This window comes from Streptomyces sp. NPDC001530 (assembly GCF_042894545.1).
Taxonomy (GTDB): Bacteria; Actinomycetota; Actinomycetes; order Streptomycetales; family Streptomycetaceae; genus Streptomyces.
The window spans coordinates 137,334-162,385 of record NZ_JBIAVS010000004.1 but is presented as its reverse complement, the minus strand read 5'-3'; the positions used below and the strand labels follow the sequence as shown (position 1 = coordinate 162,385).

Genomic DNA, 25,052 nt, shown 5'->3' with positions numbered 1-25,052 from the left:
CCGACGGCAACGACTGATCCGTGCCGTCGAAGCCGCCGGATCGGAACAGCACTGGCTGCGTGCCATCCAGCTGCCCGTATCACTCGTACAGCAACCGCCTTCGCCAGGCCCTGGACGGGAAAGGCGCTGCGACTGGAGTGCTGGGCGAGTACACGCAGTACGGCTGCCCGAAGGGCGCGCGGTACGGGCACTTCCGATCCAAGGGGGCACTCACCCTGATGCCGATGGACCGTCTGGCAGATGCGATCGCCGCCCCGGCGTGCTCACCGCGTGTACGCCTTCTCGTAGAGGCCGCGCAGCTGCGGGTCGGCCTCGGCGCTGTAGCCGCACAGCGAGACACGGCCGTCGTTGGCGGTGACGAGGTAATGCCCACCGACGGAGAACTCCACCCCGCTGAGCAGCGGGACCATCTCCGTGTCGTTCTGGAGCTGGACGGTGGAGGAGTCTCCGCCGCGATACCAATGGTCAACGCGGAGTTCGACCTCGTTGCCCTTGACGGAGGTCGCCGTGCCCTCGAATGCGGTCTGCATGCTGCCCAGTACGTCGACCGTGACCGCGGCGCACTTGGCGGCAGGCGCCTCCGGGACGGTCAGGGTCAGCGGGCCGGCCGGGGACGGCGAGGCTGCCGAGGACGAGGGACTGTCGGTCGCCGCCATTCCCCAAGCGATGCTGCCTCCCACTGCGAGCACGGCGGCTGTTGCTGCGGCAAGCAGCAGGTGTCGGCGGCGTCCGACCCAGCCGTCTTTGGTGGACAGGGCTTTGGTGTCTGCGGTCATGGTGGCCTCCAGGAGGCGGTTGAGGTCGGGTGAGGGAGCGTGAGAGGTCCGAGCCGGGTCGATGGCCCTCAGCCGGGCGAGCAGTTCGTCGTTGTTCACCGGTTGCTCCTTCCTTCACCTGTGCCATGTCCAGCGCGGGCGCCGTTCTTTCGGTCGAGCAGCGCGGCAAGTTTCTTCTTCGTCCGGTGCAACCGGATGCTGACGGCGTTGGGAGTCAGCCCGGTCACCTCAGCGATCGCGAGCGGTGTCAGCCCCTCCCATGCCCAGAGCAGCACCACCTCACGGTCCATGCTGCCGAGCGTGCCGAGTACGGCGTGCAGTTCGGCGTGGTCGGCTTCCCCGGCCCCCGGCGGCGGTGCCGTACGAGCCAGCCGCTCCACCAACCGGAGTCGACGCCGCTCCGCCCGGCGTACGTTGGCCAGACAGCCGCGTGCGACGCCGTAACACCAGGGCAGCACATCGTCAGGGTCGATCTGCGGATCCGCCCCTAGCCCTGGCACGTCCTCAAGACGGCGCCATAGCACAAGCATTGTCTCCGCGAGGATGTCATCGACCGTGCCGGCGTCCGCCCGGCGCAACAGGTATCGGTGTAGCGGCTCCACCACCACGCGCATCAGCGCCTCGAAGCGGGCCTCTCGGGCCCGGGCAGGCTCCTGCCCCAGCATGGATTCCACGTCCCGCACCTGTCCGGTGCAGGTCGATTCCTTTCATGACCGCTCATGACCGCAGGTATGACGCAGGTCACCGTAGCCAGCCGTCCGGCGGGCCGTTTTCGCGTGACCGGAGCCACCAGCCGCTACGCCCGCACCTTCGACGCCCGGATCGCCACAGCATGACCCCGACGCCGCCGCACAGAGCAGCGGCCGACGACGCGGCCACCCCGGCCGTTCAGTACGCGGCGCGGCGGCGGGCTATCTGCGCACCTGAACCTGCCCGCCGGGCGGTGTCCCAGTCAATTCTCGTCACCCGCTCCATGGCTAAGGCCCAGGTCATCGACCCGGGCCCTTTTGCTGTCTCTGTGGATCACTCGTCGCGTGCCAGATTCGTACCAGAACGTTGATCGTCGGGGTTGGCGGTCGGCTGTTCTGGCACGGCCGCAGCTTCCTGGCGTGCCTTCCGGGCGGTGGCGTCCAGGCCGGCTGCAACTTCCTGCTGACGGTCGTCGTTTCCACGCACCGGTGACCACGGTGTCGTCGCCTCCTGTGACAGTCCCCTATGGCCGTGGCGACACCCTGCTCGCCCCGCGCCCCACCCGCCTTGCCGTCGCTCATCGGTACGCGCAGGGCCCGCATCGCGAGGCAACGCGTCGACAGCACGGTCGGCAGCTCCCAGGCCGCCACGACCTGCTGCTCCTGGTACGTCCCCGCGGTCGGCTGGTGTCCGCCGACGGCAGTGGCGCGCCCCTCACCGACAAACCGGCGGTATCGCCATCATGCTCGGCCCGCCACCTGGCAATGCACCACCCTCACGCTCTGGATATGCTTGAAACACGACAAACATGCCAAAACGCATCGCCGAGCGGTTCGTGTTCGACGATGGAACGGATGGCAACCATGACCGCATCAACTGTCGCCACACAGGACGCTCGCCCCGTCCGGCGTGGTGCGTCGGGCGCGGACACGACGTCGGCCGGCGCGGCGGCTGGACGCGTTGTTGCGAACAACGCCGTGACTCTGGACGTATTCGGCGCGCGCCTTGAGCTACCCCCTCCCGACCACCTCGCTTTCCTCGCCGGCGTTGGCGTACTGGCCGCCGTCGACGTCCTCGAATGGCCGGTGGCGCTCGTCCTGGCGGTCGGACATCAGCTCGCCCACAGCCATCACAGCCGGGTGCTCCGCGAGTTCGGTGAGGCCCTGGAAGAAGCCTGAGGTCCCCTGAGGTCCGAACAGGGCGGCGGGCTGGGCGGTGCCTTCGCGGAGATTCCCCCCGCTGGGCGTCGCCTACCCGCCCTGCCCCCATGGAGGATCAGACTCCTGCGGTACGCGCATGCGCGACGAAGGCCCCCGAAGCTGGGCTGCTCGGCGGGGTCGCGCCCACGGCTTGCCCTTCGGAGCGGACAGCCACGGTCAACATCAGCGCGTCCACCAGCGCGTTCCCCCTACCTTGGTTTGGCACACGTATCCGCAGGTCAGAAGCCATACCCCCCGTGCAAGCGCCGTCGTTTCCCAAGCTGAAAGCCCCAGTGGCCCTCACCCTGCTGTTCCCTCGGCAGGGTTGCCGGGCGTTTCGTGCGTCGCGGAGCCGTCGGCTGCCGAAGTCCCGCCCGGCGGCCGGGACTTCACTATCAGAAGCCCGCGTCGGAGCGGCGGGTGGTCGGGCAGGACCCGGAACGCAGCGCAACGACGCGGGATATTGACCCACGTTTGCTCGGGGCGTACGTTCCCCACGCAGTAAGCGGTTACTACCGAAATTCCGTACGCCCACAGGGCGCGTTGCCTACGCGATCCTCGAGCGTCTACCGACGCGTTCCTCGAAGGAGAGGTCCCTTCACGATGAGAACCGCAGGAGACCAGGAAGAACCCATCGCGGACAGAGGCGGCCGCCCGGGGGCGCTGTCCCGCCGGGGGATGCTCAAGGGCGCGGCCGTCACCGTCGGGATGGCGGCGGTGGGGCTCGGCGCCACGCGGTCGGCCTACGCGGCGGATGCCTCGGTCAGTGCCACCGCACGCATGGGCGGCACGTCCATCACGATGTCGGTGGTGGACGGAGCGCTCCAGTGGTCCGTCGCGCGGGGCGGCAAGACGGTGATCGACGCCTCTGCCCTGGGCCTCAGGCTGAGCGACGGGACCGTCCTCGGCAGTGACGTGACGGTGACCGAGAACCAGCGCTGCACCGTCCACGACACCTGGTCCCCGGTGTACGGGCGCAACGCGACCGTCACCGACCACTACCAGGAGCAGCGCTGGAACCTTCAGGACACCGCCTCGGGGATCCGCTTCGGCGTCCAGATACGCGCGTACAAGACAGGCGTCGCCCTCCGCTACGTCCTGCTCGACACCGGCACCGGGACCGGCACCGCCACCGTCGCCGACGAACTGACGACGTTCGCGTTCCCGGACGACACCATCGTCTACAGCGCCCGCGACGAGAACGCCTACAACCCGGTCGCCCCCGACGCGATCCCGTCCACCGGAACGTCGAGTACGGACCAGGGCCCCCTGACCGACCTGCCGCTGACCGCCACCCTGTCCAACGGGTTCATCGCCTGCATCTGCGAGTCCTCCAGGGTGAACTTCCCCCGCCTGATGCTCAGTTCGGTCCCCGGGCAGCCGGGCCCCCTCTCCGCCTTCCTGATGGAGCACACCGCCCGCGGAACCGGCCCGGTCGAAACGACCACCGCGGTCACCACCCCGTTCGCCACGCCGTGGCGCGCGGTGGTGATCGGGTCCACGCACGCCGAACTGGTCGACAACGCCGAACTGGTGCTCAATCTGGCCCCGGCCGGCGCCCTCACCGACACCTCCTGGATCAAGCCGGGCAAGGTCTTCCGCTGCGAGCTCAGCACCGCCGCCGGCATCGCGGGTGTCGACTTCGCCGTGGCCCGCGGCCTGCAGTACATCGAGTACGACGCCGGCTGGTACGGGCCCGAGTTCTCCACCCCCGACGCGACGACCCCGATCGCCGCGATCGACCTGCCGTCCGTCATCTCGTACGCCACCGGCAAGGGCATCGGCGTCTTCCTCTACGTCAACCGGCTCGCGCTGACGGACGCGGACTCGCTGTTCGGCCTCTACAAGAGCTGGGGCGTCGCGGGCATCAAGCTCGGCTTCATCAACGACGGCACGAAGGCGATGACCGACCAGATCACCGAATGGGCCCGGACGGCAGCCAAGTACCAGCTGCTGATCGACATGCACGACGACGTCCGGCCGTTCGGCTACGAGCGCACGTACCCGAACTACATCAGCCTGGAAGGCGTCCGCGGCAACGAGCAGTTCCCGACCGCCACCCACAACGTGACACTGCCCTTCGCCCGCAACATCGGCGGCCCGATGGACTACACCATCTGCTACGGGCAGTCGCGCAACAAGACGACCAACGCCCACCAGATGGCGATGGCCGCGGTGTACTACCAGCCCCTCAACTTCCTGTTCTGGTACGACAAGCCGTCCAAGTACGCCAACACCGCGGGCTGGCCCGGACTGCCCTGGTTCAACGCCGTCCCCACGACCTGGGACGAGAGCAGGACCCTGGCCGGATCGATCGGCGAGTACGTGGCGGTCGCCCGCCGCAACGGCTCCACCTGGTACCTCGGGGCGATGACCAACGAGACGGCCCGGACGCTGTCGATCCCGCTGGCGTTCCTGGGCGACGGGACCTACACGGCGACCGTCTACGCCGACGGCACGCCGGGCAGCAGCCCGTACCGGACCCCGGTCGTGGCCAGTACCCAGACCGTCACCTCGGAGACCACGCTGGACGTGGCCATGGAGGGCTCGGGCGGCCAGGCGATCATCCTGAAGCAGAACTGACCCCGCGCAGCAGGCACACCTACCCACTCAGCCCCGGGACACATCCGTCCCGGGGCTGAGCCTGGCCGCCCCCACGGTTTACTGGGCCCCTTCAGCTGTGCGGGTTAGGCACCGGGCGGTGTCCCGGATCAGTCCTGGATCGCGACTGCGCCACGGCAGGATGGGCGCGCATGTACGGGCCGACGGTACGGGGACTGCCCCGAGCCCCGGTGACGTAAGGATCCGTTCTCCTGGCACCGCGGGCACCACACCGTGCCGCGGCCTGCCATACGGGACCGGCGCAGGGAGTTGCCGCAGCGCGGACAGGTCGGATCGGGGTCGTCGCGGTGACCGGTGAGCCAGGAGTCGCGCGGCGGGACGCAGCCGGCGGTGACCGCGGAACGCAGCGTGCGGCGCATCTGGGCGTACAGGCGACGACGGTCGCCCTCGGTGAGATCGCTCGCCCGGCTGGTGGGGCGCAGCCCGGCGCGCCACAGGATCTCGTCGGCCAGCAGATTGCCGAGTCCCGCCAGGACGGACTGGTCGGTGAGGACGGTCTTGACACTGCCGCGGCGGGCAGAGAGCGCGGCCTCGAACTCCTTGCGGTCCACGGCCATCGCGTCGGGGCCCTGGCGGTCCAGCAGCAGCGCGGCATCGGAGTCGTCGTCGGCCAGCCAGAGACCCTGGAGCTTGCGCTGGTCGCGGTAGCGGAGCTGACGGTCGCCGCCCACCGTGAACAGGACGCGGTCGTGGGCGTCGTACTCATCGTCAGGATGGGCGCAGACGAGTTGACCGGTCATGCCGAAGTGCAGCATGAGGGTGGGGCCGCCGTCGGTGTGGGCGAGCAGCCACTTCCCGTGCCGCTCCGGCTCGGTGAAGCGCCGGCCTTCCAGAGCTTCGCGCAGCCGCCGCGCGCTCACCCCGTGCAATACGCCTGCGTCGCGCACGTCGACGCGTTGGATGCCCCTGCCTTTCGCGCAGGACTTGAGCACCCTCCGGAATCCCTCGACGTCTGGCAGCTCAGGCATGGGGTACGTCCTCCCTCACGCGAAAATCCGCGCGCTCGGCAAGCGGGCCGCAGCCTCCCTCAGGCCATGGTGGCTCCTGGGCAAGCCGCGGTGCACCACCACACGCGGCCGAAGGTGCTGGGCGTCCAGCGTCCTTCTCGCCGGCGAAGAGAAGCCCGTCGGGGGCCGACTCGTACACCTCATACATCTATTCAGACATCATTGATGGCACGCACGATATCCACGGAGGTGTAGTCGATGAGCCGGACCGTGATCGACCTCGATGATCAGCTGGTGGCAGACGTGGCCAAGGCGCTCGGCACCCGCACCAAGAAGGAAACGGTCAACACCGCCCTGCGCGAAGTGCTGGAGAACCGGCGCCGAGCGCTGGCTCTCACCCGCCTGCGCGCCGCGGCGGAGGAGGGCGCCTTCGACCTGGACCTCTTTGAGGACAAGGGGAACTACCGCCGGTGAACGCCGCGCAGTTCCTGATCGACACCAGCGCGCTCGCTCGCCTGCTGCGCGGCGATGCCGAGCAGTACGGATGGGACCAGGCGGCGGCAGCCGGGCTGATCGCCACCTGCCCCATCACCGAGCTGGAGTTCTTCTACAGCTCGGGCTCCGCCGCCGACCGTACACAGGGCATCGAGGACATGCGCCTGCTCTTCGGCTGGGTACCGGTCGACGACCGCGCCTACGACCGCGCCTGGCATGTCCAGGAGATCCTCACCCAGCGCGGGCAGCACCGCAGCGCCGGAGCCGTCGACCTCGTGGTGGCCGCCACGGCCGAACTGCAGGGGCTGACTCTCCTGCACCGTGACCGGGACTTCGAGTCCATCGCCGCCGTCACCGGCCAGGCGCTCCAGTGGTACGGCCCAGAAGCCGGAAAGTGAGCCAGGGCCGAGCGCTGGCAGTTCCGAGAATCCCGACAGTCGATCTCACGGCAGGGGCGTACTTCGCCGTAAGACCTGTGCGGTCGCGAAGGCTCCCGTTTCACAGCTCGGCAAGTTGGCGACGGCTGGGCGTGGTCCTGCCGGCGTCAGCGGACGGTGGCCTGGGCGGCCTGTTCGATCAGGCGGGTGACGGCGCCCGGGCGCGAGACCGTGACGGCGTGGGAGGCCTTGATCTCGACGGTGTGCGCGTGGGCCCGCTGGGCCATGAAGCGCTGTGCGTCCAGCGTGATGTTCTTGTCCTCGGTGGTGACCAGGTCCCAGGACGGGATGGTCTTCCAGGCGGCCTTGGTGGCTTCCTCGTCGAAGACCGACGCAGCCACCGGACGCTGGGTGGCGGCCATCAGGTCGGTGACCGACTCCGGCACGTCGGCGGCGAACTGGTCGTGGAACTTGTCGGCCTTGATGTACAGGTCGGTGCCGGTGCCGCCGCCGGGAAGCGTGAAGGGCACGGCGTTGAGGGTGGAGCCGAGGGTGCTCCCGGGGAACTTGTCGGTGATCTCCCCCGCGGTCTCGCCCTTCTCGGGGGCGAAGGCGGCGATGTAGACCAGCGCCTTGACGTCCGGGTCGCCGGCGGCGGCCTCGCTGATCACGGATCCGCCGTAGGAGTGGCCGACGAGCACCACCGGTCCGTTCACGCTCTTGAGGAAGCTGTGGATGTAGTCCGAGTCGCTCGCCAGCCCCCGTAGCGGGTTGGCCGGTGCCACGACCGGATAGCCCGCCCGCTCCAGGCGCTTGATCACGCCGTTCCAGCTGGAGGCGTCCGCGAACGCGCCGTGCACCAGCACGACCGTGGGCTTGGTCTGCGACGCGCGGTGCTCGGGCTTGGCGGCGTTGGCTGGGGTGGATGCGGTCAGCGTGAGTGTCGCCACACCGGCGACGGCGCCCAGAACGGCGGCGTGCTTGCGGGTGGGGCGGAAGACGGTCTTGAGGTTCATGGTGGCTCTCCTTGAGGTGCGAAGTTCGACGCCGACCAGGGCCGGCGGCTCCGGGTCACCCGTCCGGGGGGACGTCGAGAAACCTAGTGGGAAATTATCTTGCACACAAGCCAATTGCCCACAATGTAGTTGCCTGCAGGGAAGGTGCTGCGACAATGACTCCCGTACGACCACCCCGGCGACCAAGGAAGGGGAAGGAACCGTGAGCGACGACGACAGCCGCCCACCCGCCTCCGGCGACCCCGGTGAGCCCTATGCGCTCCTGGATGACCACTTCTGCTTCACCCTGTACGCGGCGTCGCGCGCCGTGACCGGCGCCTACCGGCCCCTGCTCGACGTGGTGGGTCTGACCTACCCCCAGTACCTGGTCATGGTCGTGCTCTGGCAGCGCGGCACCGCACCGATCAAGGACCTGGCGACCGCCCTGCAGCTGGACCACGGGACATTGACGCCGCTGATCAAGCGTCTTGAGGCGAACGGCCTGCTCAAACGGCAGCGACGGGCAGACGACGAGCGAGTGGTGGAGGTGGGGCTCACCCCGGAGGGGGCCGCGCTCCCCCAGCAGATCCGCACCGTCCCGCCCGCGATCGGGGACGCCATGGGACTGACCCCCGAGGAGATCAGGACCGCCCAGGACCTACTGCGCCGGCTGACGGCCAACGTGATCCGCCACACCAGCGGTATCGAGTCGGCGCAGACGGCCTCTTAGCCCCCCACCCCATCAGCTCGGCGACCCGGACCATCCCCACTCGGGCACCTGGCACAAGGGCCGTACCGCTTCCCCCCCACCGCCGAGTCCGCTCAGCACATGCGCTGCCTGCCGAGGGCACAGGCGGTCCAGCTGTCGATGAGCCAGCGCACCATGACCATGGCCCCGCCGGGGTGGCGCGGACCAGGCGGAGCCCGTCGGGAGCGCTCGCAGTCGCGCCTTACCGCGGATACGAGCCGGCTCACTGTGCGCGGATGGCGTCCGCGGGTGGCGTGCGCAGGGCCTGCCGGGTCGGGAGTTCGATGGTGAGGAAGGCCGTGACGGTGACCGTGAGCGCGAGGGCGGGCAGCAGCCAGACGGGCCCCGCGGGCCAGGGGCGGCCGAGGAAGCCCTGGCCCAGGAGGGCGAGGGGCAGCGCGGACAGCAGCAGGGCCGTGGTGAGCGCGGTGGCGGCGGTCACCGCGGCCTCGCGGCGCATCATCGCGCGGATCTGACGGGGCGTCGTGCCGTTGAGGCGGAGGGCCCCCAGCTCGACCCGGCGCTGGGCGGTGGCGGCGACGAGCTTGTTGGCGATGCTGAGCAGGAGGTAGACGAGCAGGACCACGATGGTGGCCAGGTTGATCCACACCTCGGGCGGCGCGTCCTTCAGGCCGTCGGCGGACGTGGGGTTCGTGTTCTCGAGTGCCAGGGCCGGGTGGGACACGGCGAAGGCGGTCAGGGCCTGCCGGGCCGCCGCCGTGCCGTCCGTGCGGATCAGGATGGACTGGTCGAGTCCCGTCGTGGTGTGGCCGGCCGCCAGGTCGTGGGACAGAACCACCGTGCCGAAGCCGAGGCCCCGGGCGTAGACGGCGACCACCTTGGCGTCGGCCCTCGCGCCGTCGCCGAGGATCAGGCTCACCCGATGGCCCACTTCTGCGGAGCGCGAGCGGGCGACGTCGCTGCTGACGGCGATGGTGGCGCCGGTGAGGCGGTCCAGACTCCCGTGCCGTACGTCGAGGTCGAGGACGTCCGACGCGCCGGGGGTGAGGATCATCGCGGAGCCTGACTCCGTCTCCGTGTCGCCGAACTGCTTGTACGGCCACACCACGGTGGTCGTGGTCACCGGTGCCGCCGCCCGCACGCCGGTCGTGTCCCGTACGGCGGCGAGCGTGCCGTCGGGCAGTCCGCCCAGGCCCGGCGCGCTCAGCCGCTGCTGGGCGAGGGTGCCGGTGCGGGTGTCGTGGGCGGTGGCGGCCAGCACGGTGGTCTGGGTGAGGGTGTACGTCAGCACGAACACGACCGCCATGGCCAGGGTGCTGACGATCCCCGCGTTGCGCAGGGCGTAGGCGCGGACGTTGGCCATCGCCAGCCAGGTCGGGGCGGAGGCGCCGGACCGCGTCAGACGCGCCGCCGCACCGCCGATGCCCCGGACGAGCGCCGGGCCGGTCAGGGCCAGGCCGATCGCCCCGACGATGCCCGCGAGGGACGTGGCCGTCGCGCCGAGGACCGTGCGGGAGAAGAGAGGTACGGCCGACATGGTGGTCGCGGCGACGATGACGAGCAGGCCGATGCGCGTGCGGGTCCGCGACGGGTTGCGCGGTTCGCTGCGCGATTCGGCGACCGCCTCGGTGGCCGGCATGCGGGAGGTGCGCCAGGCCGAGCCCCGGGCCGAGACCTGCACGGCCAGGGCCATCAGCAGGACCGTCGCGAGAGCGGGCAACGGGCTGAGGGTGAGCGGGAGTTCGGACGGGACGACCCCGCGGTCCGCCAGCAGCCCCCGGAACTGGCCCGCCAGCAGATAGCCGAGCGCCACGCCGGGTACGAGGGCCACGGCCGCGACGACGGTGGACTGGGCGGCGGCCAGGCGGCGGATCTGCTTCGGGGTCGCGCCGACGGCCCGCATCAGCGCCATGTCCCGGCGCTGCCCGGCGATCGACACGGCCAGCGCGCTCGCCATCACGAACCCGGTGATCAGCAGGATGATCCCGGCGAGCGAACCGGCGAGGAGGATCAGGAGGGAGCGGGACGCGCCCGCTCCGGGCGACACCAGGTCCCCGCGGCCCGCACCGGTGACCGTCTCCAGCCCGGTGCCCTTCAGCTTCGTACGGACTTCGGCGGCGACCCGTTCCTCGGAGCCGGGTGCGGTGCGGAGGCCGATCAGATCGACGGTTCCGGCGCGCGAGCCGCCGTCGCTGCTGTCCCGCCCGTGCAGTCGTACGGCCGTCGTATCGGCGAAGAAGACACCGGCGCCCGGCGCGCCGACCACCGCCGAGAGGCGGTAACGGGCGGCGGGCCGGGCGTTGGCAACGACCTGGACCCGGTCGCCCACCTTGACCCCCGCCGCGGCGGCGGTGGCGCTGTCCACGGCGACCTCGCCGGACCCGGCCGGCCCGCTGCCGTCGACATGCGCACCGTCCAGCAGCTTCGTCGAGGACCAGCCGTGGCCCGCCGCCTGGGGATCCCCGGCCGGTACGACCTGTCCGTGGGCGTCGACGAGGGCGGCGGGGAAGCTGATGTCGCCGACCGTCGCGGTGACACCCGGCAACTCGGCCAGTTCGCCGACCAGTCGGGACGAGACCGTACGGCGTTCCGGGAGCGCGATCGGGAGGTCTTCGGCCGGATGGAACTCCTGGTCGGCCGCGACCACGACGTCCGCGCCGCCGAGACGCCCGGCGGGCAGGTGGGAGCGCAGGCCGGACTCGGCCAGGACGCCGGTGCCGGTGATCAGTGCCGCGCCGCCGAGGACCGCGCACGCCACGGCGATCAGCGCGGTGACCCGGTGCCGGACCATCTGTATCGCAAGACGAAGCATGGCTCAGACCTCTCCCAACGCGACGAGACGGCGGGCCAGTTCGGGGGCGGTCGGTGCTTCGAGGGCCTCGACCACCCGGCCGTCGGCCATCACCAGCACGTGGTGCGCGCGGGCCGCCGCGGCCGGGTCGTGGGTGACCATCACGACCGTCTGGTGCAGGTCGCTCACGAGGTCCCGCAGCAGGTCGAGGACCTCGTGGGCGCTGCGCAGATCCAGCGCGCCGGTCGGCTCGTCGGCGAACACGACGGCCGGCTTGGCCACCAACGCCCGTACGACGGCGGCCCGTTGCTGCTGGCCGCCGGAGAGCTCGGCCGGGCGGTGGGTGAGCCGGTCGGTCAGCCCGACCCGCCCCACCAGCGTCCGCAGCCAGTCGCGGTCCGGGGTACGTCCCGCCAGCCGGAGCGGGAGCGTGATGTTGTCCTCGATGCTGAGCGAGGGGATGAGGTTGTACGCCTGGAACACGAAACCGACGCGTTCCCGGCGCAGTTCGGTGCGGCGGGTCTCGTTCAGGCCGCCGATCTCGTGGCCGTCGATACGGACGCTGCCCGAGGTCGGGGAGTCCAGCCCGGCGGCGCAGTGCATCAGCGTGCTCTTGCCGGAGCCCGACGGGCCCATCACGGCGAGGAACGTGCCGCGTTCCACGGTCAGCGATACGTCGTCGAGGGCGCGTACGCCTCCCGCGTACTCCTTGCTGACCTGGGCCAGGGCGATGGCGGGCGCGGGCACGGACGCGTCGTGTGCGGTCGCCGAGCGGCGTGAGATGCGGGGGAAGGCGGCGTTCATCGACGGCCCCGAAGGTTGCGCACGACGAGGGTTCCGCCGCAGAACACGGTGACCGCGCCGCAGGCCAGGTGCACCCAGGTGCCGGCACCGCCGTAGGAGGCCGCCATGTTGGCGACCGCGCTGATCACCACCACGGCCCAGAGCAGCGTGCGGGCGATCTCCCCCCAGGTGAGGCGGTCGGGGTCGGCGGTCGTGTTCGTCGTCATGGGGGCTTCTCCCGTGGTCGTGTGCGCTTCGTGCTGTCGTCACCGACGCTATGGATCAGCACCCCTCCCGGCCGATCCCGCAGCCCGCCCGGTTCGAGGTACAGCAGGCTGTACTCCCCCGCCGCTCGGCTGACGGCGAACTGGCAGGCCGCATAAGGTCGTTCGCGAACGGGCCCGAAGGAAGGGGGCACATGGCGATACCGCAGGACGCCACGGCCGGTGACCGAGGCGCGGGGCTCAAGGACACCGTCGTACGGACCCTGAGTGCCGCGGGCGCCGCGATCGGGCAGCTCGCCTCCGGGCTCAGTACTGCCTTCCTGGCCCTGCTCGTGCTGCTCTGGCTGGCCGTCACCGCCGTGACGAGCGTGGTCGGCGTGGGGCTGCTCATGGCACCCGCGCTTCTGCGCACGCTGCATGCCCTGGCCGACCGGGAGCGCGAGCGGCTCGGCCGCTGGGGTCACGAGGTCGTCGCGCCGGAGCCCCCGCCGACGCGGCTGCGACCGGCCCTCGTCGACCCCACCACCCGGCGGGAGCTGCGCTGGCTGGTCCGGCACGCCACCCTGGGGTTCCTCCTGGGGCTGCTCGGCGTCATCCTGCCGATCTCCGCCGTGCGCGACACCGCCTTTCCGCTGTACTGGAAGTTCATGCCCAAGGACGTGACCGCCACGTCCGTGGGGTACGGCAACGCGCACTCCTGGCCGGACGCCCTCGCCGTGGCCATGCTGGGCCTGGGCTGGATCCTCATCATCCTCGGACTCGGCCCCGGCATGGCCCGGTTGCAGGACCGGCCGGGACGCGGGCTCCTCGCGGCCGGCCCGGAGACGGACCTGTCGCTCCGTATCGTCGAACTCACCGCCACCCGCGCCGCCGCCCTCGACGCCCACGCCACCGAACTGCGGCGCATCGAGCGCTCGTTGCACGACGGCACCCAGAACCGGATCGTCTCCGTCACCGTCCTGCTCGGCGCCGCCCGCCGCATGGTGGCCCGCGACCCGGCCGGCGCCGACGAACTCCTCGAACGCGCCCAGTCCGCCGCCGAGCAGGCGCTGGCAGAGCTGCGCACGGTGTCCCGGAGCATCCTGCCGCCGGTGCTGGCCGACCGCGGGCTCGCCGGCGCGCTCTCCGGTCTTGCCGCGAACTGCGCGGTGCACTGCCGGATCGACGTGCAGGTGCCCGAACGCTGCGCCGCCTCCGTCGAGGCGACCGCCTACTTCGTCGTCGCCGAGGCCCTGACCAACATCGCCAAGCACAGCGGCGCCGCACACGCCACCGTCACGGCGCGCAGCCGCGGCGGCCGTCTCCACCTGCGCGTCGAGGACGACGGCCGGGGCGGCGCGGACGAGGACGGCGGCTCCGGACTCACCGGCATCCGCCGCCGGGTCGCGGCGCACGACGGCACCCTGTCCCTGGCCAGCCCGCCCGGCGGCCCGACAACCCTGAAGGTGGATCTTCCCTGTGGATCGTGACATGCGGATCGTGATAGCCGAGGACGACCCGTTGCTGCGCGAGGGGCTCGCCCTGCTGCTGCGCGCCGAAGGCCTCGACGTGGTGGCCACCGCGGGCACCCCCGACGAGGCGCTGGACGCCATCGACGTACACAAACCGGACGTCGCCATCCTCGACGTACGGATGCCGCCGACCCACACCGACGAGGGGATCGTCGCCGCGGTCGAGGCCCGGCGCCGGCGGCCCGATCTGGCGGTGCTCGTGCTGTCCGCGTACGTCGAGCAGAGCTTCGCCACCGAGCTGCTCGGCGGCGGCGTGGGCGGCCTCGGCTATCTGCTCAAGGAGCGGGTGGGGCGGGTGGAGGAGTTCCTTGACGCGCTGCGGCGGGTGGCGGCCGGGGGTACCGCCATCGACCCCGAGGTCGTCGCGCAGCTCTTCACCCGCTCCCGCCAGGACAGCCGTCTGGAACGGCTCAGCCCCCGCGAGCGGGACGTACTCGCCCTGATGGCCGAGGGACTCGGCAACACGGCTATCGCCGAACGGCTCGTCGTCACCGAGGGCGCCGTCCACAAGCACATCCGCAGCATCTTCGCCAAGCTCGACCTGTCCCCGACGGACCAGGTGGACCGGCGGGTCGCCGCCGTCCTGCGGTATCTGGAGGATCTGCGGCGCCTGGCGTGAGTACAGCAGGCTGTACGGCGGACTGGCCAGCTGGCTTGATCGTGGGCCACGTGTCTTCTTCCTACGTTGGTGAGCGCACCGCAAGCGCGATGTGCTCACCAACTCCCGGGGAGACAGCCGACCATGAAGAAGCGTCAGATCACGTTGGTGGCCGCACTCGCCGCACTCGGCCTCGGCCTCGCGACGCCCGCCGCAAGCGCCACGGAGACCACGCACAACACGCACAACACGCTCCAGAACAGCGTGAACGCGATCCAGAAGACCGGCACCGTCGGCGTCGTGACCCAGTCGACGGGCCCGCGCGGCAGGCGGTACGTGCGGCGGCGTCTGCTACAGCCCCGCCGGCGACCTGGCCGGCTACACCACCCGGGACGGGGTGAGCGCGGACGGCCGCCGGACCGTCGTCCTGGAGGCGACGGGCGACGGGGCGCCCGACCTGTCCACGGAGCTGGCACAGAACGCCCTGATCGACAAGGAACTCTGCGCCGTTCGACGGCAAGTAGCGACGGCTCGGGCCCGGTCGCGCCATGCGGCGGGGCCCTCGGCAGGCGGCCGAGCCGTCGGCGACGTGCCCGTCAGAGTGGGTAACCAAGGTCGACAGCGGCCCTTCGGCGCGAGTTCGACTCGCGTCACCCGCTCCGGGCGAAGAACTCTGCCTTGGGCGGGGTCCGGACCTGGCGGTTGCCGCCCGACCGGGCAGCGACAGCCCCGGCTGCGCCTGGCTCTCCCGGGCGCAGCCGGGGCCGCCTTCGTCAGGGACACCTGGGCGTGGGTATCAGTGGGCACCCCCTGGCAAGAGCTGACAGCGCCCCGGGCGCGGCAGGCCCGTTCGGGACGGGCGCCATCGGCCTCCCGGACGGCTACCCCCTGACAGACCCTTGACACTCGACGACGCGAAGGCGGCTCGCGATCGGCCGCACCCACACACCGAACTCCTCAAGGACGAGCTGGAGTTGGACGACGCCGGTCACCTCAAGATGCAGCCCCCTCGTCGCGCACGAAGAACATCCCCGGCGACTTCGGCGCGGGCGGCGCCGTCCACCACACCTACCGTCAGGCCGTCACCGGTCAAGCGGGGTTCGACGACCGTATGGCTTGCGGTGCCGTCGTCCGCTCCCTCCCTTGCGCCTTTCGCCCCCGAATCGTCGGGAACCGGACAAGGAACGACGCCTTCGGCCACCCATGGAATACCTCAAGGAGAGCGACCAGCCGATCCCTCCACGGCAGTACGCTGGCCGTACGGCCGCCCGTGAACCCGGCCCTCTCCGTGCAGTCCCGTTCCGCGCAACAGAGGCTCTGCGCAAGGCGAAAGCCACCCCACCGACAGAGGAGATGGGGCACATGAGCCCGCATCCCGATCTGTTCGACGAGTGCCGCGTGGTCCGGGCCGACGGCGAGCTGGACCTGACGACCGCGTCGGCCTTCGCCCGTGACCTGGAGGACGCCCGCCATGGCACGGGCCGCCTGTTCCTCATCGTCGATCTGCTCGGCGTGACGTTCATGGACGGCAGCGTCCTGGCCCCGCTGTGCGCGGCGTGGGAGGACTGTCGCGAGCGGCACGGATGGGTACGCGTCGTCCACACCCGGCCGGGCGCAGGTCTCGTGTTCCGCGCCGGCGATCCGCTGGAGCGGTTCCCCCGGTACGCGAGTGCCCAGGACGCCTGGCAGGGCATACCCGCCGACCGCGCGGCGGCGGACCGAGCCATGTAATGTCCGGCGGAAGCCGGGCGACGCCTCACCCCGAAGAGCCCCGGCCACGGCGGGACGGAACCCGCTGATCAGCGACGGCATGGCCGGCGTCCTGCGGTCGCTGCGCCTGGGCGAGCGGCACCGGCCCGGCCCGAGGGCCCCCGCGGCTGACCACCGTCGCTTCCTGGGCTATTCGCGGTCGGTCCGACGGTCTTCCTCGGCGGTCGGGTGTGGTCGGTCGGTGCCGGTGTCGATGAGGATCTGTTCGGCCTGGGTGACGTTGTCGGCGCGGACGGCCTCGGCCATCGCGGCGCGTGCCGCGTCGGGCGTCGCGTGCGGCGGGACCACGAGGAGACAGAAGAGGTCCTGCTCGCCTCGGGTGATGAGAACGGTGTCGTCGCCGACCGGAAAGGAGTCGATGTGGACGACGCGTTCGCCGATGACCAGTCGCGTCGGCAGTTCTTCCCAGGCGTCGGCGTCCAGGCCGACGCGCGTGATCGGCCCGAGGTGCTCGGTCAGTGCGGCGATCAGGGCCGGAAGCTCGGCGGCGATGTCATGGGACCGCGGCCACCACGCCCCGTCGAGAAATCCCTGCCGCTCGTGTGTCGTCTCCAGCCGTACGACAGCCGTCCCGGGCTTCACGGCCTGGTGCACGGCGTCCGGCAGAAGCCTGGTCACACGCGGGGAGTCGGCGTCGGACATCGCACTCGCCTGCCTGCGCGGAAAAGAGAGCTGCTTCCTTGTTTCACGGTACTCCGCGGCCCACGGCGGCCGGGAGGCTCGCTGGTCACACGCGGGGGCTGCGGGGCACGCCGGAGTAGAGTGAAAGATCCGCCCGCTGATCTCTGCCCAAAGGGCATGAGGACGTGGAGGCCGTCGTCGCGGGGGTCCCGTCGGCGGGTCGTCCTGTCGAATAACGAGGTCGCCATGCAGCCAACGGAAACACCCTCGGACGGGCACGCCGAGGTACGCATCGTTGCCGCCTCCCCCGAGGTGGCCCGTCGCGTCGCGGAAGTTCTCCGTCGTTGCTTCGCCGCCACCGAGCAGCGCAGCTATCCCGCGGGCGCCGAGGGAGGAACCCGCCTCCAGCTCACCGTGGACACCACCCAGGCGGCAGAACCGGCACGGTCCTGGCTGGAGACCAGCCGCTCCTCGGAGGGCGATCGCCGGCAGCAGGACCAGGGCTGAGGCACCGGGCCGAGCCGACGTCCAGGCACGGTCCGTTCGGCCTCTCCGGGGAGTAGCGTGAACTCATCGGGAGCATGTCGCGCACCGGCCCCGATGCCGGTGTCGTTCCCGGTGAGCGACGACACCGGGCAACTGCCCACGCGCAGGGGTCCGGAGACAGGTTCGCGCGATGTCCGCGACCACCCACCATCCCCCGCTACGGGCCGTGCCCTTCAGGGCTCCGACCGCTCGCCTGGCACTGAAGTCCGTGAACCCCTCCCGGGGGTCTGTCGAGCTGGACGGCGCCTGGTGGCCTCGTTCACGCGACCTGACATGCGAGCTCTCCGCTCTGGCGGACGTGCTGGATCCGCTGTGGGGACGGATCACTCGTATCGCCGTCAATCCCCGCTACTGGCCGATCATCCCGCGCAAGATCTTCGTCAACGGCCATGTGGTGAAGGTCGGTTGGTTCACGTCGGAGCTGGATCCGTACAAGATCCTGGTGCTGTCCCTCACCGCGGGCCGCTGGGACCTCCTGGTGATACCCCCTGAGACCAGCGCCCCCTCGGCCGCCCGGCTGATGGCCGCCGCGAGCGCGAGCACTGACCCGGCGATGACCGCGACCGCGCTCATGACGGCGGAACGGACCCTCCACGGCGGCCCGGCGGCCGACCGGCCACAGGGTCCCGCGGAGGTTCGGGAGGACGAGGGCGACGCTTTCTCGTCGTGCGAGGCCACCACTGGCCGGCCCAGCCGCCTGGCCATGGGGATGTGACCGCCATCGTCACCGCCCTGGCCGTCAGTGCCCTGCTGATTCTGACCGTTGCCGCGACACGTCTGATCCACTGGTTCAACGCGCGGCACGCGGAACGCATGGCCCTCCGCGGAAACGGCAGCCGGCCGACCGGGCACGGCCTTCCCCGGCACGCCGCCGGACAGCCGCCTCCGCGCGGGGTGCCGCCCGGCGCGGCCGGGCTGTCCGTGAGGGGTCGAATCAGACGTGACCGCCCGCAGCGGCTGCCATGAGCGGTTCCGCGGCCTCCGCGGTCGTATCCGGAGGCACGACCAGCAGGTCCCAGCGCCCCCGGCCGGGCGCGAGCAGGACGACGGTGTGCGGGGCGGATGCCGCAAGGGTCCTGCGCAGTCGTACGACCTGGTTGAAGACGAGCATCCGGCCGGGCGTCGCGGACCACATCGCCCCATTGACCGTGACACTGCTGATGTGTCCCCACGCGCGCGGCAACCCGGCGAGCAGCCGGGGCAGTTCGGCGAGCAGGTCGTACGAACGGGGCCACCACGCTCCGTCGAGGGGCCGGGGCATGCCGCCGTGGGGTGCCAGGCGCAGCCGGAGGAGGGGGTGGGAGGGAAGCGGGGGTACCAGTGCCGTGGTCATGAAGGCTCCTGTCAACTGCCGTACGCGAATGAGTGGTTGACGTCAGATACGACGGGCGGCGACCCAGCCGATGACGTCGCAACCAGCCGGCGATGCCGGGCGCCAGGAACGGCAGGACGACGATCCCCGCGGTCACCCGCGGGAGGCGCGGCCGGGGTCACGGGCTGCCCCTGTAAAGACCGGGGGCGTGCTGTGGAGGAACGGTCGGGTGGAACTCGCTCGGATACGGGACAACGGAACGCTTCGGGGGCCATAAGGCGGAACCTGCCTCGAGCGCGAACACCCGGTGTGGTGGAACCTCGAGGACGAGGCCGGTCCGAGTACCGGCATACGAAGAGCCCTCGCTGCCGCCACCGTACTCCGGCACGCTCCGAAACGACGCGGCCCGGATCGCGTGACCACGTCGAACGTTGCGGTGATCCGCTCAAGTCGCCGCTGCGACAACAGAGATGAGTGTGCGGGACATACGATTCCCCTTGTGTGCCAAGGTGTTCGCCGACGTGCCGATGAGTCTGCCGCACCCGTCGCCACCCCGGTTCCCGATGCGGGCCTCCGCCCCGGAGCAGGGCCGCACGCTCGCGCCACCGCCTCGGAGCACGTATGCGCAGGTCAACCTATTTGATCAGGCCGGCCGCCCACTCCGCCCACTCACGGCGCATGGCGTTGAACCGCAGGCCGTACTCCAGGACGATCCGGCCGTAGACCGAGAGATCGTCGTCGTCCCAGTCGATGGACTCCGTCAGTTGGCGCAGGTCCTCGTGCACGTGGTCGGACAGGTCGATCAGCTCGGTCAGATAGCCCCGGGCCTGCTCCGGGGTCAGCACGCCGAGGAAGAACACCCGCAGCAGGATGTCGCTGCGGACGTTGCGCTGCGGCTTGGTCTCGGTCAGCCAGTGCCGCAGCTCGGCCAGCCCCTCGTCGGTGAGGGCGTACTCCTTGCGGCCCCGCGGCCCCTCGGCCGTCACCGTGATCAGTCCGGCGCCGGCGAGCTTGGTCAGCTCGGTGTAGATCTGGCTCTGCGTCGCCGGCCAGACGTTGGCCAGCGACGTCTCGAAGAGTTTCAGCAGGTCATAGCCGCTGGCGGGGCGCTCCGAGAGGAGTCCGAGCAGCGCGTGTCGAAGGCTCATTCCTCCACTCTACATTCCAGTATTGACATGTCACTAGAGGACATTCTAGTTTTGACATGTCAGAAGCGAGACCAGGAGAGATCGCCGAAACGGAGACCCATGTCCTACCTGCGCACCTTCCTCCCGTGGATCGTCTTCGCCGTACTGCCCTCGGGCAGCTGGCAGTGGGGCGCGCTGGCGGCTCTGGTGGTCGCGGTGGCGGTGATCGGCCAGCAGGTACGGGCCGGCACCGGATTCGACGCACTGATCATCGAGCCGGGCTCGGCGGTCTTCTTCGCCGTGCTGGCCGTCGTCGCCTTCGCCGACCCGCACTCAGGCGTGCACGACTACTCCGCGGCCCTCTCCTCGGGCACGCTGGCGGTCATCGCCGGGGTCTCGCTGGCGATCGGCAAGCCGTTCACGCTGGGCATCGCCAAGCGCACCACCCCGCGCGAGGTCTGGGGACTCAAGCCGTTCATCCGGACCAACGTCGTCATCACCGCCGTATGGACCGCGGCCTTCGCCCTGACCGCCGTCGCGCTCGCCTTCGTGGCGCACGCCGGAAACGGTCACTCGACCCCCGCCACGCTCATCCAGGGCGCCGGCTTCGTCCTCCCGATGGTCTTCACCGTCCGCTACGTCGCCCACGTCCAGGCCGAGGCCGGGCAGGTCGCCCGATGACCGCGCCAACCGCACCGCATCTTGCGGGCGGCTACGCCCCGGTCGGCGAAGACGCGAGGTCCATGATGTCGCGGCAACCGCCCGTGCCCCGGGAGTCGGGTTGCCGCCGAAGTTCAAGGTCGGCCTCGAGGCGACGATGCGTCAGGGGACGATGCGTCAGGCGGCGTCCGCCAGTCCTGTCGCCCGGCCCTCCTCGTCCCACCGAACCTCCAGGATGCGCTCGACGGCGTCGCGGTTGATGGGCCCGAACACGTGCGGGAACAAGGTGCTCTCAGGGACCCCGGGCGGCGGAGCGGGCACGGCCGCTTCCCATTCACACGTCGCCGTGAGCCGGTCCTCGTCGAGGAGCAGCGCCAGCAACGGCCTGGGAGCGGTGCGGTAGAACGTGTTGACGATGGTCAGCGTGGTCGCCTCGTCGGGGGAGCAGTGGACGAAACCGTCCTCCGCGAGAGAGGCGGGTGCGTAGGGCTGGTCGGGACGGGCGTTCCACTCACCGAGCGGCACGACGTGATAGATCATGGCCCGGTTATACCGGAGCAGCCTGACTTCGACTCGGCTGTCGGCGAGCCTGGGCCGCCCTAGCCTTGAAGGACCGGTTCGGGGACGCGGGGGCTGGGAGCTCGGAATCCGGTCGCGGCCGCCGACCCCCACCCTGCGGCAGCACGCCCGCAACCGCGGATGGCACCGGCTACGGCTGCTGAGCTGCGGCGACAGCACGTTCAGGTACGACCTGGGCAGCGAGGACAAGGACGGTGAGCAGGACTCCACCCTCTCCGTCTTCACCCGCGACGGCGACGGTACGGTCCGCCATTTCTACTCCGCCCACCCCCGCATGGCCGACGACATCGACCAGCGCGGCGTCGACCTCCTGGCCCCCGTCTGGCACCTCCTCGACCTCACCCCGCAGGGCCGCGGCGACTGGTACCCGAGCCTCGACTACTGACCCCCCCGAAAACGGCCTCCACACCGCCAGAGGCAGGTCAGATGCCCGCCTGGTCCAGGGCGCTCTGCAGGGACTGGCGGTAGCCCGTGCTGGTGTAGGTGGCGCCGGACACCGTGTCGATGTCCGCGCTCTGTGCGGTCAGCGTCTCCTGGTTGAGCTTGGGGACGGCGGTGGAGGAGATGTCCCGGCTGCGTGCCGTGTCGTCGGGGGACTGCACGGCGGTCGCTCCGGTGATCCTGCTGCCGGAGAGGGTGATCCGTACCTGGACCGGGCCGTACTTGGTCGACGCGGTGGCCCCCGTGACGGTGCGGGTGGCCGGTTTCGGCGCGGCGGAGGTGGCCTTCGGGGCGGCGGGGGCGCTGGTGGTGCGGACGGGGGCCGCGGAGGAGGAGCGTGACGCCGATCTGCTCGGGGCGGCCGAGGAGCGCTTCGGTGTGGCGCTCTTCGACGGGGACGCCGAGGAGGCGGACGGAGATGGGGACGGGGACGCCGTCGCCGTGGCGCGGACGGCGGGTGTGCCGCCGGCCTGTACGACGGTCGCCGGGTCGGTGTCGGGCTTGAGCGCGAGCAGCAGCACGATGGTGGAGACGGTGGCGGCGCCGAGCAGCACCGTGCGGCGCAGGGGGTGCTTCTTCCTCACGCGTCTCACAGCGCACACACCTCCAGAATTGTCACGGGTCCACATCCGCCTGCGGCCGGTCCTCGGAACGGTCCCGGAACGGCGTCAGAGCTCGAAGGACTCGTGGTGGATGCGCCGGTCGGGCACCCCGGCCTCGCGCAGTGCGGCGTAGGACTCCTCCGCCAGGCCGGTCGGGCCGCACACGTAGACGTCGTGCCGGGCGATGTCCGGCAGGATCCTGCGCAGCATCTTCGCGGTGATCGCCGGGCGCCTGCCGTCCGGACTGTTCACCGCGTACAGCAGCTGCGCGCCCCGCTCGTCCGCGATCGCCTCAAGTTCGTCCCGCAGCGCCAGCTCCTCCGCCGTACGGGCCCGGTAGAGCAGGGTCAGATCCCCGGGCGCGCCCGGCAGCGTCTCGAACAGGGCCCGCAGCGGGGTGATACCGGCGCCGCCCGCGAGCAGCAGCACCTTGCCGCGGGTGCGGCGGGCCGCGGTCAGCGCCCCGTACGGGCCCTCCGCCCACACCCGGGTGCCCGGCCGCAGCCCGGCCAGCGCGGCGCTGTGCCCGCCGACCGCCTTGACGGTGATGCGCAGCAGGTCGGGGCGGGGCGGGGCGGACAGGGAGTACGGGTTCGCGGTCCACCACAGGCCCCTGGCCAGGAACCGCCAGCGGAAGAACTGTCCCGCCTCGGCGCCCAGCCGGTGCAGCCGCCGGCCGCGGATCAGGACCGAGACCACGCCCGGGGCCTCGTCCACGACGGACTCGACGCGCATGCGGTGCCGCAGGTTCAGCCGCACCGGGGTGAACACGCGGTACCACAGCACGAGCCCCGCGACCGTGGCGTAGAGCGCGTACCAGGCCGTCCGGGCGACCGCGCTGCCGACGAACTCGTTGCCCGTGGCGAGCTGATGCCAGAAGGCGAGGTAGACGGAGACGTAGGTGAGCAGGTGCAGGTAGTACCAGACCTCGTAGCGGATACGGCGCCGTACCGCACCGGCGGACACGAGGCCGATGAACAGCAGCGTCAGCGTTCCGACGGTCGCCTTGATCATGTCCGGGTACTCGGTGACGACCGTCGTGGTCTGCTCGACGATTCCGGTGTCCGCCTGCTTCGCGTAGCCGTACAGGATCAGTACGACATGGGCCGTGGTCAGGTACAGCGCGTAGCGGCCCGTCGCCGCGTGCCAGCGTGTCACCCGGTCGGAACCCACCCGGCGCTCCAGCGCGGGCACGCGGGCCATCTGGGCGATCGGCGATCACGTAACCGGCGAGCAGTCCCGTCATCCGGGCGGCGTTCACCAGCCAGTCGGCGGTTCCGGACACGGCTGGGGTGTTCTGCCACCACAGCCACAGAACGGCGGCCGCACCGGTCCAGGCCAGCGCGAGAAGGGGTATCGCGGGGGAACGGCGGGGACGGATCCGCCTTCTGGCCTGCCGTCTCCCCGCCCTGCTGTGCTGGATCGTCGTCAAGGGCGGAATCCCTTCACTCACTTGGTGCCCCGGCACCCTATCCCAGGCGGAAAACCCTCCCGGCGGAGTCCGCCGACGACCACGACCTGGAACGACACGACAGCGGCAGAGCCGTAGGCTGATATGGGTGACACGCCTGATCGTGGCAGCAGGAGGAGGGGGCGACGCCGTCGCCGCCGCCGTCCTCGACGCGGCCCTCCACGGAGACGGCGGCAGCCCGGCGGTGGTCCTCACCTACGCGTGGGACCGCCAGCTGATCGATCCGGTGCCCGGGCCACGAGGGCCGGCCCACTTCACGGGCCTGCGCCCCCTCACCCGAAGCGTCTGGACCGTCCCCGCCGAGGCGAAGCCCATCGCGCCGGCAGGCTCGACGCTCCCCCGGCTGGCAGGCGAACTGCCGCACACCTTCGCCCTGACCGACCCGCTGCACGGAGCCGAGGGCATCACACGCCAGCTCGAGGAGCTCGTCGAGCTTCTGGCCCCCGAGTCCATCGACCTCCTGGACGTCGGCGGCGACATCCTCGCCAAGGGCGACGAACCCACCCTCCGCAGCCCGCTCGCCGACGCCCTCACACTGGCCGCCTGCTGCCAAGTCAACGCTCCCGTACGGCTCTTGGTCGCCGGTCCCGGACTGGACGGGGAGCTCCCGGCCGAGGACCTGCGCGACCGTATGGGCCCAGCGGTCCTGACACTCACCGCCGAGCACGTCGAACCGGTCGGCGCGGTACTGGAGTGGCACCCCTCCGAGGCCGCGGCCATGTTGGCGGCGACCGCAAGGGGAGTCCGCGGCCTCTGCGCAGTCGGAGACGACGGCCCGCCGGTCCCGCTCACCGACGAGGGCCCCACCGTCCACGAAGCCGACCTGGACGACGCCCTCGACCGCAACGAACTCGCCCGCGCCATTCTCGAAACGGAGACCCTTGAGGAGGTCGAACAGCACAGCCGCGCCATCTGCGGCTACTCGGAGATCGACCACGAGCGGGACAAAGCGAGTCGGGTCGGCGGCCGCCCGGAGCCGACGCTCGACCCGGAGCGCGCACTCCGCCAACTCGAGCAGTTCCAGGCGGAGGCCCGCAGCCGCGGCATCACCCACACGACGTTCCGCCGCATCGCCGAGGCGCTCGGCCTCAACGGCACACAGCGCCAGGACCTCAGGGCGCTACTGATCAGCAGCTACCCAGGGCAGTACACCGCGCCGCTGTGGCGCATCACCTGACGGGCGCTGCCACGCCCGGGATGGTCTTT

At 71.0% G+C, this 25,052-nt stretch carries 25 protein-coding genes and 1 pseudogene; 13 read left to right on the top strand and 13 right to left on the bottom strand.

The features are described from left to right. Nucleotides 1–263 precede the first annotated feature (263 nt). A complete protein-coding gene (locus ACFY0T_RS08720; RefSeq protein ID WP_388866138.1) occupies nt 264–875 on the bottom strand; it encodes a hypothetical protein in 612 nt (203 codons plus the stop codon). Continuing rightward, complete coding sequence (locus ACFY0T_RS08715; protein ID WP_388866135.1) at nt 872–1,441, bottom strand: RNA polymerase sigma factor; 570 nt, start codon at nt 1,439–1,441, stop codon at nt 872–874. The genes ACFY0T_RS08720 and ACFY0T_RS08715 overlap by 4 nt, the downstream gene beginning before the upstream one ends. A gap of 888 nt (nt 1,442–2,329) precedes the next feature. Between ACFY0T_RS08715 and ACFY0T_RS08710 the strand changes: the two genes are divergently transcribed. Both ACFY0T_RS08710 and ACFY0T_RS08705 read left to right on the top strand, forming a co-directional pair. Continuing rightward, nucleotides 2,330–2,644 (top strand): hypothetical protein, encoded by a 315-nt coding sequence (locus ACFY0T_RS08710; protein ID WP_388866132.1) that lies wholly within the window; start codon nt 2,330–2,332, stop codon nt 2,642–2,644. 624 nt (nt 2,645–3,268) lie between these two features. Then, nucleotides 3,269–5,248: a glycoside hydrolase family 97 catalytic domain-containing protein gene (locus ACFY0T_RS08705; protein ID WP_388866129.1), complete on the top strand. Its 1,980-nt coding sequence runs from the start codon at nt 3,269–3,271 to the stop codon at nt 5,246–5,248. A 128-nt stretch (nt 5,249–5,376) separates the two neighbouring features. Here the strand turns inward: ACFY0T_RS08705 and ACFY0T_RS08700 are convergent, their stop codons facing one another. Beyond that, the gene (locus ACFY0T_RS08700) at nt 5,377–6,255 is read right to left on the bottom strand and encodes an Fpg/Nei family DNA glycosylase (protein ID WP_388866126.1); all 879 of its coding nucleotides are present in this window, start codon (nt 6,253–6,255) and stop codon (nt 5,377–5,379) included. Between the two features lie 237 nt (nt 6,256–6,492). On the opposite strand from ACFY0T_RS08700, the gene ACFY0T_RS08695 reads away from it, so the two are divergent. Then, complete coding sequence (locus ACFY0T_RS08695; protein WP_388866123.1) at nt 6,493–6,708, top strand: type II toxin-antitoxin system VapB family antitoxin; 216 nt, start codon at nt 6,493–6,495, stop codon at nt 6,706–6,708. Continuing rightward, a complete protein-coding gene (locus ACFY0T_RS08690) occupies nt 6,705–7,127 on the top strand; it encodes a PIN domain nuclease (RefSeq protein WP_388866120.1) in 423 nt (140 codons plus the stop codon). Before ACFY0T_RS08695 ends, ACFY0T_RS08690 begins: the two co-directional genes overlap by 4 nt. Nucleotides 7,128–7,273: 146 nt before the next feature. Here the strand turns inward: ACFY0T_RS08690 and ACFY0T_RS08685 are convergent, their stop codons facing one another. After that, complete coding sequence (locus tag ACFY0T_RS08685; RefSeq protein ID WP_388866117.1) at nt 7,274–8,122, bottom strand: alpha/beta fold hydrolase; 849 nt, start codon at nt 8,120–8,122, stop codon at nt 7,274–7,276. A gap of 202 nt (nt 8,123–8,324) precedes the next feature. Between ACFY0T_RS08685 and ACFY0T_RS08680 the strand changes: the two genes are divergently transcribed. Beyond that, the gene (locus tag ACFY0T_RS08680) at nt 8,325–8,831 is read left to right on the top strand and encodes a MarR family winged helix-turn-helix transcriptional regulator (protein ID WP_388866113.1); all 507 of its coding nucleotides are present in this window, start codon (nt 8,325–8,327) and stop codon (nt 8,829–8,831) included. Nucleotides 8,832–9,072: 241 nt separating this feature from the next. Here ACFY0T_RS08680 and ACFY0T_RS08675 read toward each other — a convergent pair whose 3' ends face one another. From ACFY0T_RS08675 to ACFY0T_RS08665, 3 genes are read right to left on the bottom strand one after another with little or no spacing between them, the layout of a single operon-like run. Beyond that, complete coding sequence (locus ACFY0T_RS08675) at nt 9,073–11,622, bottom strand: FtsX-like permease family protein (RefSeq protein WP_388866110.1); 2,550 nt, start codon at nt 11,620–11,622, stop codon at nt 9,073–9,075. A gap of 3 nt (nt 11,623–11,625) precedes the next feature. Then, nucleotides 11,626–12,405 carry an ABC transporter ATP-binding protein gene (locus ACFY0T_RS08670; RefSeq protein WP_388866107.1) on the bottom strand — a complete coding sequence of 260 codons (780 nt, stop codon included), beginning with the start codon at nt 12,403–12,405 and terminating at the stop codon, nt 11,626–11,628. Beyond that, on the bottom strand, nt 12,402–12,611 hold the full coding sequence (locus ACFY0T_RS08665) for a hypothetical protein (RefSeq protein ID WP_388866104.1): 210 nt from the start codon (nt 12,609–12,611) through the stop codon (nt 12,402–12,404). Before ACFY0T_RS08665 ends, ACFY0T_RS08670 begins: the two co-directional genes overlap by 4 nt. Nucleotides 12,612–12,802: 191 nt before the next feature. Here ACFY0T_RS08665 and ACFY0T_RS08660 point away from each other — a divergent pair, with 191 nt between their 5' ends. The 3 genes from ACFY0T_RS08660 to ACFY0T_RS08650 all read left to right on the top strand — a co-directional run bounded on the left by ACFY0T_RS08660 (nt 12,803) and on the right by ACFY0T_RS08650 (nt 16,448). Beyond that, nucleotides 12,803–14,077 carry a sensor histidine kinase gene (locus ACFY0T_RS08660; protein WP_388866101.1) on the top strand — a complete coding sequence of 425 codons (1,275 nt, stop codon included), beginning with the start codon at nt 12,803–12,805 and terminating at the stop codon, nt 14,075–14,077. Nucleotide 14,078: 1 nt separating this feature from the next. Next, a complete protein-coding gene (locus ACFY0T_RS08655) occupies nt 14,079–14,738 on the top strand; it encodes a response regulator transcription factor (RefSeq protein WP_388866098.1) in 660 nt (219 codons plus the stop codon). 1,341 nt (nt 14,739–16,079) lie between these two features. Continuing rightward, entirely contained in the window at nt 16,080–16,448 is a 369-nt protein-coding gene (locus ACFY0T_RS08650; protein WP_388866094.1) for an STAS domain-containing protein, read from the top strand. Between the two features lie 168 nt (nt 16,449–16,616). Here the strand turns inward: ACFY0T_RS08650 and ACFY0T_RS08645 are convergent, their stop codons facing one another. Further along, nucleotides 16,617–17,129, bottom strand: a complete 513-nt coding sequence (locus ACFY0T_RS08645; RefSeq protein ID WP_388866091.1) for a DUF5994 family protein — start codon at nt 17,127–17,129, stop codon at nt 16,617–16,619. Between the two features lie 225 nt (nt 17,130–17,354). Here ACFY0T_RS08645 and ACFY0T_RS08640 point away from each other — a divergent pair, with 225 nt between their 5' ends. Continuing rightward, nucleotides 17,355–17,615: a hypothetical protein gene (locus tag ACFY0T_RS08640; RefSeq protein ID WP_388866089.1), complete on the top strand. Its 261-nt coding sequence runs from the start codon at nt 17,355–17,357 to the stop codon at nt 17,613–17,615. A gap of 169 nt (nt 17,616–17,784) precedes the next feature. Continuing rightward, nucleotides 17,785–18,369 (top strand): DUF5994 family protein, encoded by a 585-nt coding sequence (locus tag ACFY0T_RS08635; protein WP_388866086.1) that lies wholly within the window; start codon nt 17,785–17,787, stop codon nt 18,367–18,369. A 219-nt stretch (nt 18,370–18,588) separates the two neighbouring features. Here the strand turns inward: ACFY0T_RS08635 and ACFY0T_RS08630 are convergent, their stop codons facing one another. Beyond that, nucleotides 18,589–18,987 (bottom strand): DUF5994 family protein, encoded by a 399-nt coding sequence (locus ACFY0T_RS08630; protein WP_388866083.1) that lies wholly within the window; start codon nt 18,985–18,987, stop codon nt 18,589–18,591. 614 nt (nt 18,988–19,601) lie between these two features. Beyond that, nucleotides 19,602–20,114 (bottom strand): PadR family transcriptional regulator, encoded by a 513-nt coding sequence (locus tag ACFY0T_RS08625; protein WP_388866081.1) that lies wholly within the window; start codon nt 20,112–20,114, stop codon nt 19,602–19,604. Between the two features lie 99 nt (nt 20,115–20,213). Here ACFY0T_RS08625 and ACFY0T_RS08620 point away from each other — a divergent pair, with 99 nt between their 5' ends. Continuing rightward, nucleotides 20,214–20,774, top strand: a complete 561-nt coding sequence (locus tag ACFY0T_RS08620) for a hypothetical protein (protein WP_388866078.1) — start codon at nt 20,214–20,216, stop codon at nt 20,772–20,774. A gap of 156 nt (nt 20,775–20,930) precedes the next feature. Here the strand turns inward: ACFY0T_RS08620 and ACFY0T_RS08615 are convergent, their stop codons facing one another. Then, nucleotides 20,931–21,293: a DUF952 domain-containing protein gene (locus ACFY0T_RS08615; protein WP_388866075.1), complete on the bottom strand. Its 363-nt coding sequence runs from the start codon at nt 21,291–21,293 to the stop codon at nt 20,931–20,933. Here ACFY0T_RS08615 and ACFY0T_RS08610 point away from each other — a divergent pair. Next, the gene (locus tag ACFY0T_RS08610) at nt 21,292–21,717 is read left to right on the top strand and encodes a DUF899 family protein (RefSeq protein ID WP_388866072.1); all 426 of its coding nucleotides are present in this window, start codon (nt 21,292–21,294) and stop codon (nt 21,715–21,717) included. The two genes, ACFY0T_RS08615 and ACFY0T_RS08610, sit on opposite strands and share 2 nt — an antisense overlap. A 37-nt stretch (nt 21,718–21,754) precedes the next feature. On the opposite strand, the gene ACFY0T_RS08605 is transcribed toward ACFY0T_RS08610, so the two are convergent. Beyond that, on the bottom strand, nt 21,755–22,366 hold the full coding sequence (locus ACFY0T_RS08605; RefSeq protein ID WP_388866070.1) for an FMN-binding protein: 612 nt from the start codon (nt 22,364–22,366) through the stop codon (nt 21,755–21,757). Nucleotides 22,367–22,441: 75 nt separating this feature from the next. Further along, nucleotides 22,442–23,807: pseudogene (locus ACFY0T_RS08600) on the bottom strand (ferric reductase-like transmembrane domain-containing protein). Nucleotides 23,808–23,934: 127 nt separating this feature from the next. Between ACFY0T_RS08600 and ACFY0T_RS08595 the strand changes: the two are divergent. Continuing rightward, nucleotides 23,935–25,023, top strand: a complete 1,089-nt coding sequence (locus tag ACFY0T_RS08595; protein ID WP_388866067.1) for a DUF1152 domain-containing protein — start codon at nt 23,935–23,937, stop codon at nt 25,021–25,023. Nucleotides 25,024–25,052 lie beyond the last annotated feature (29 nt).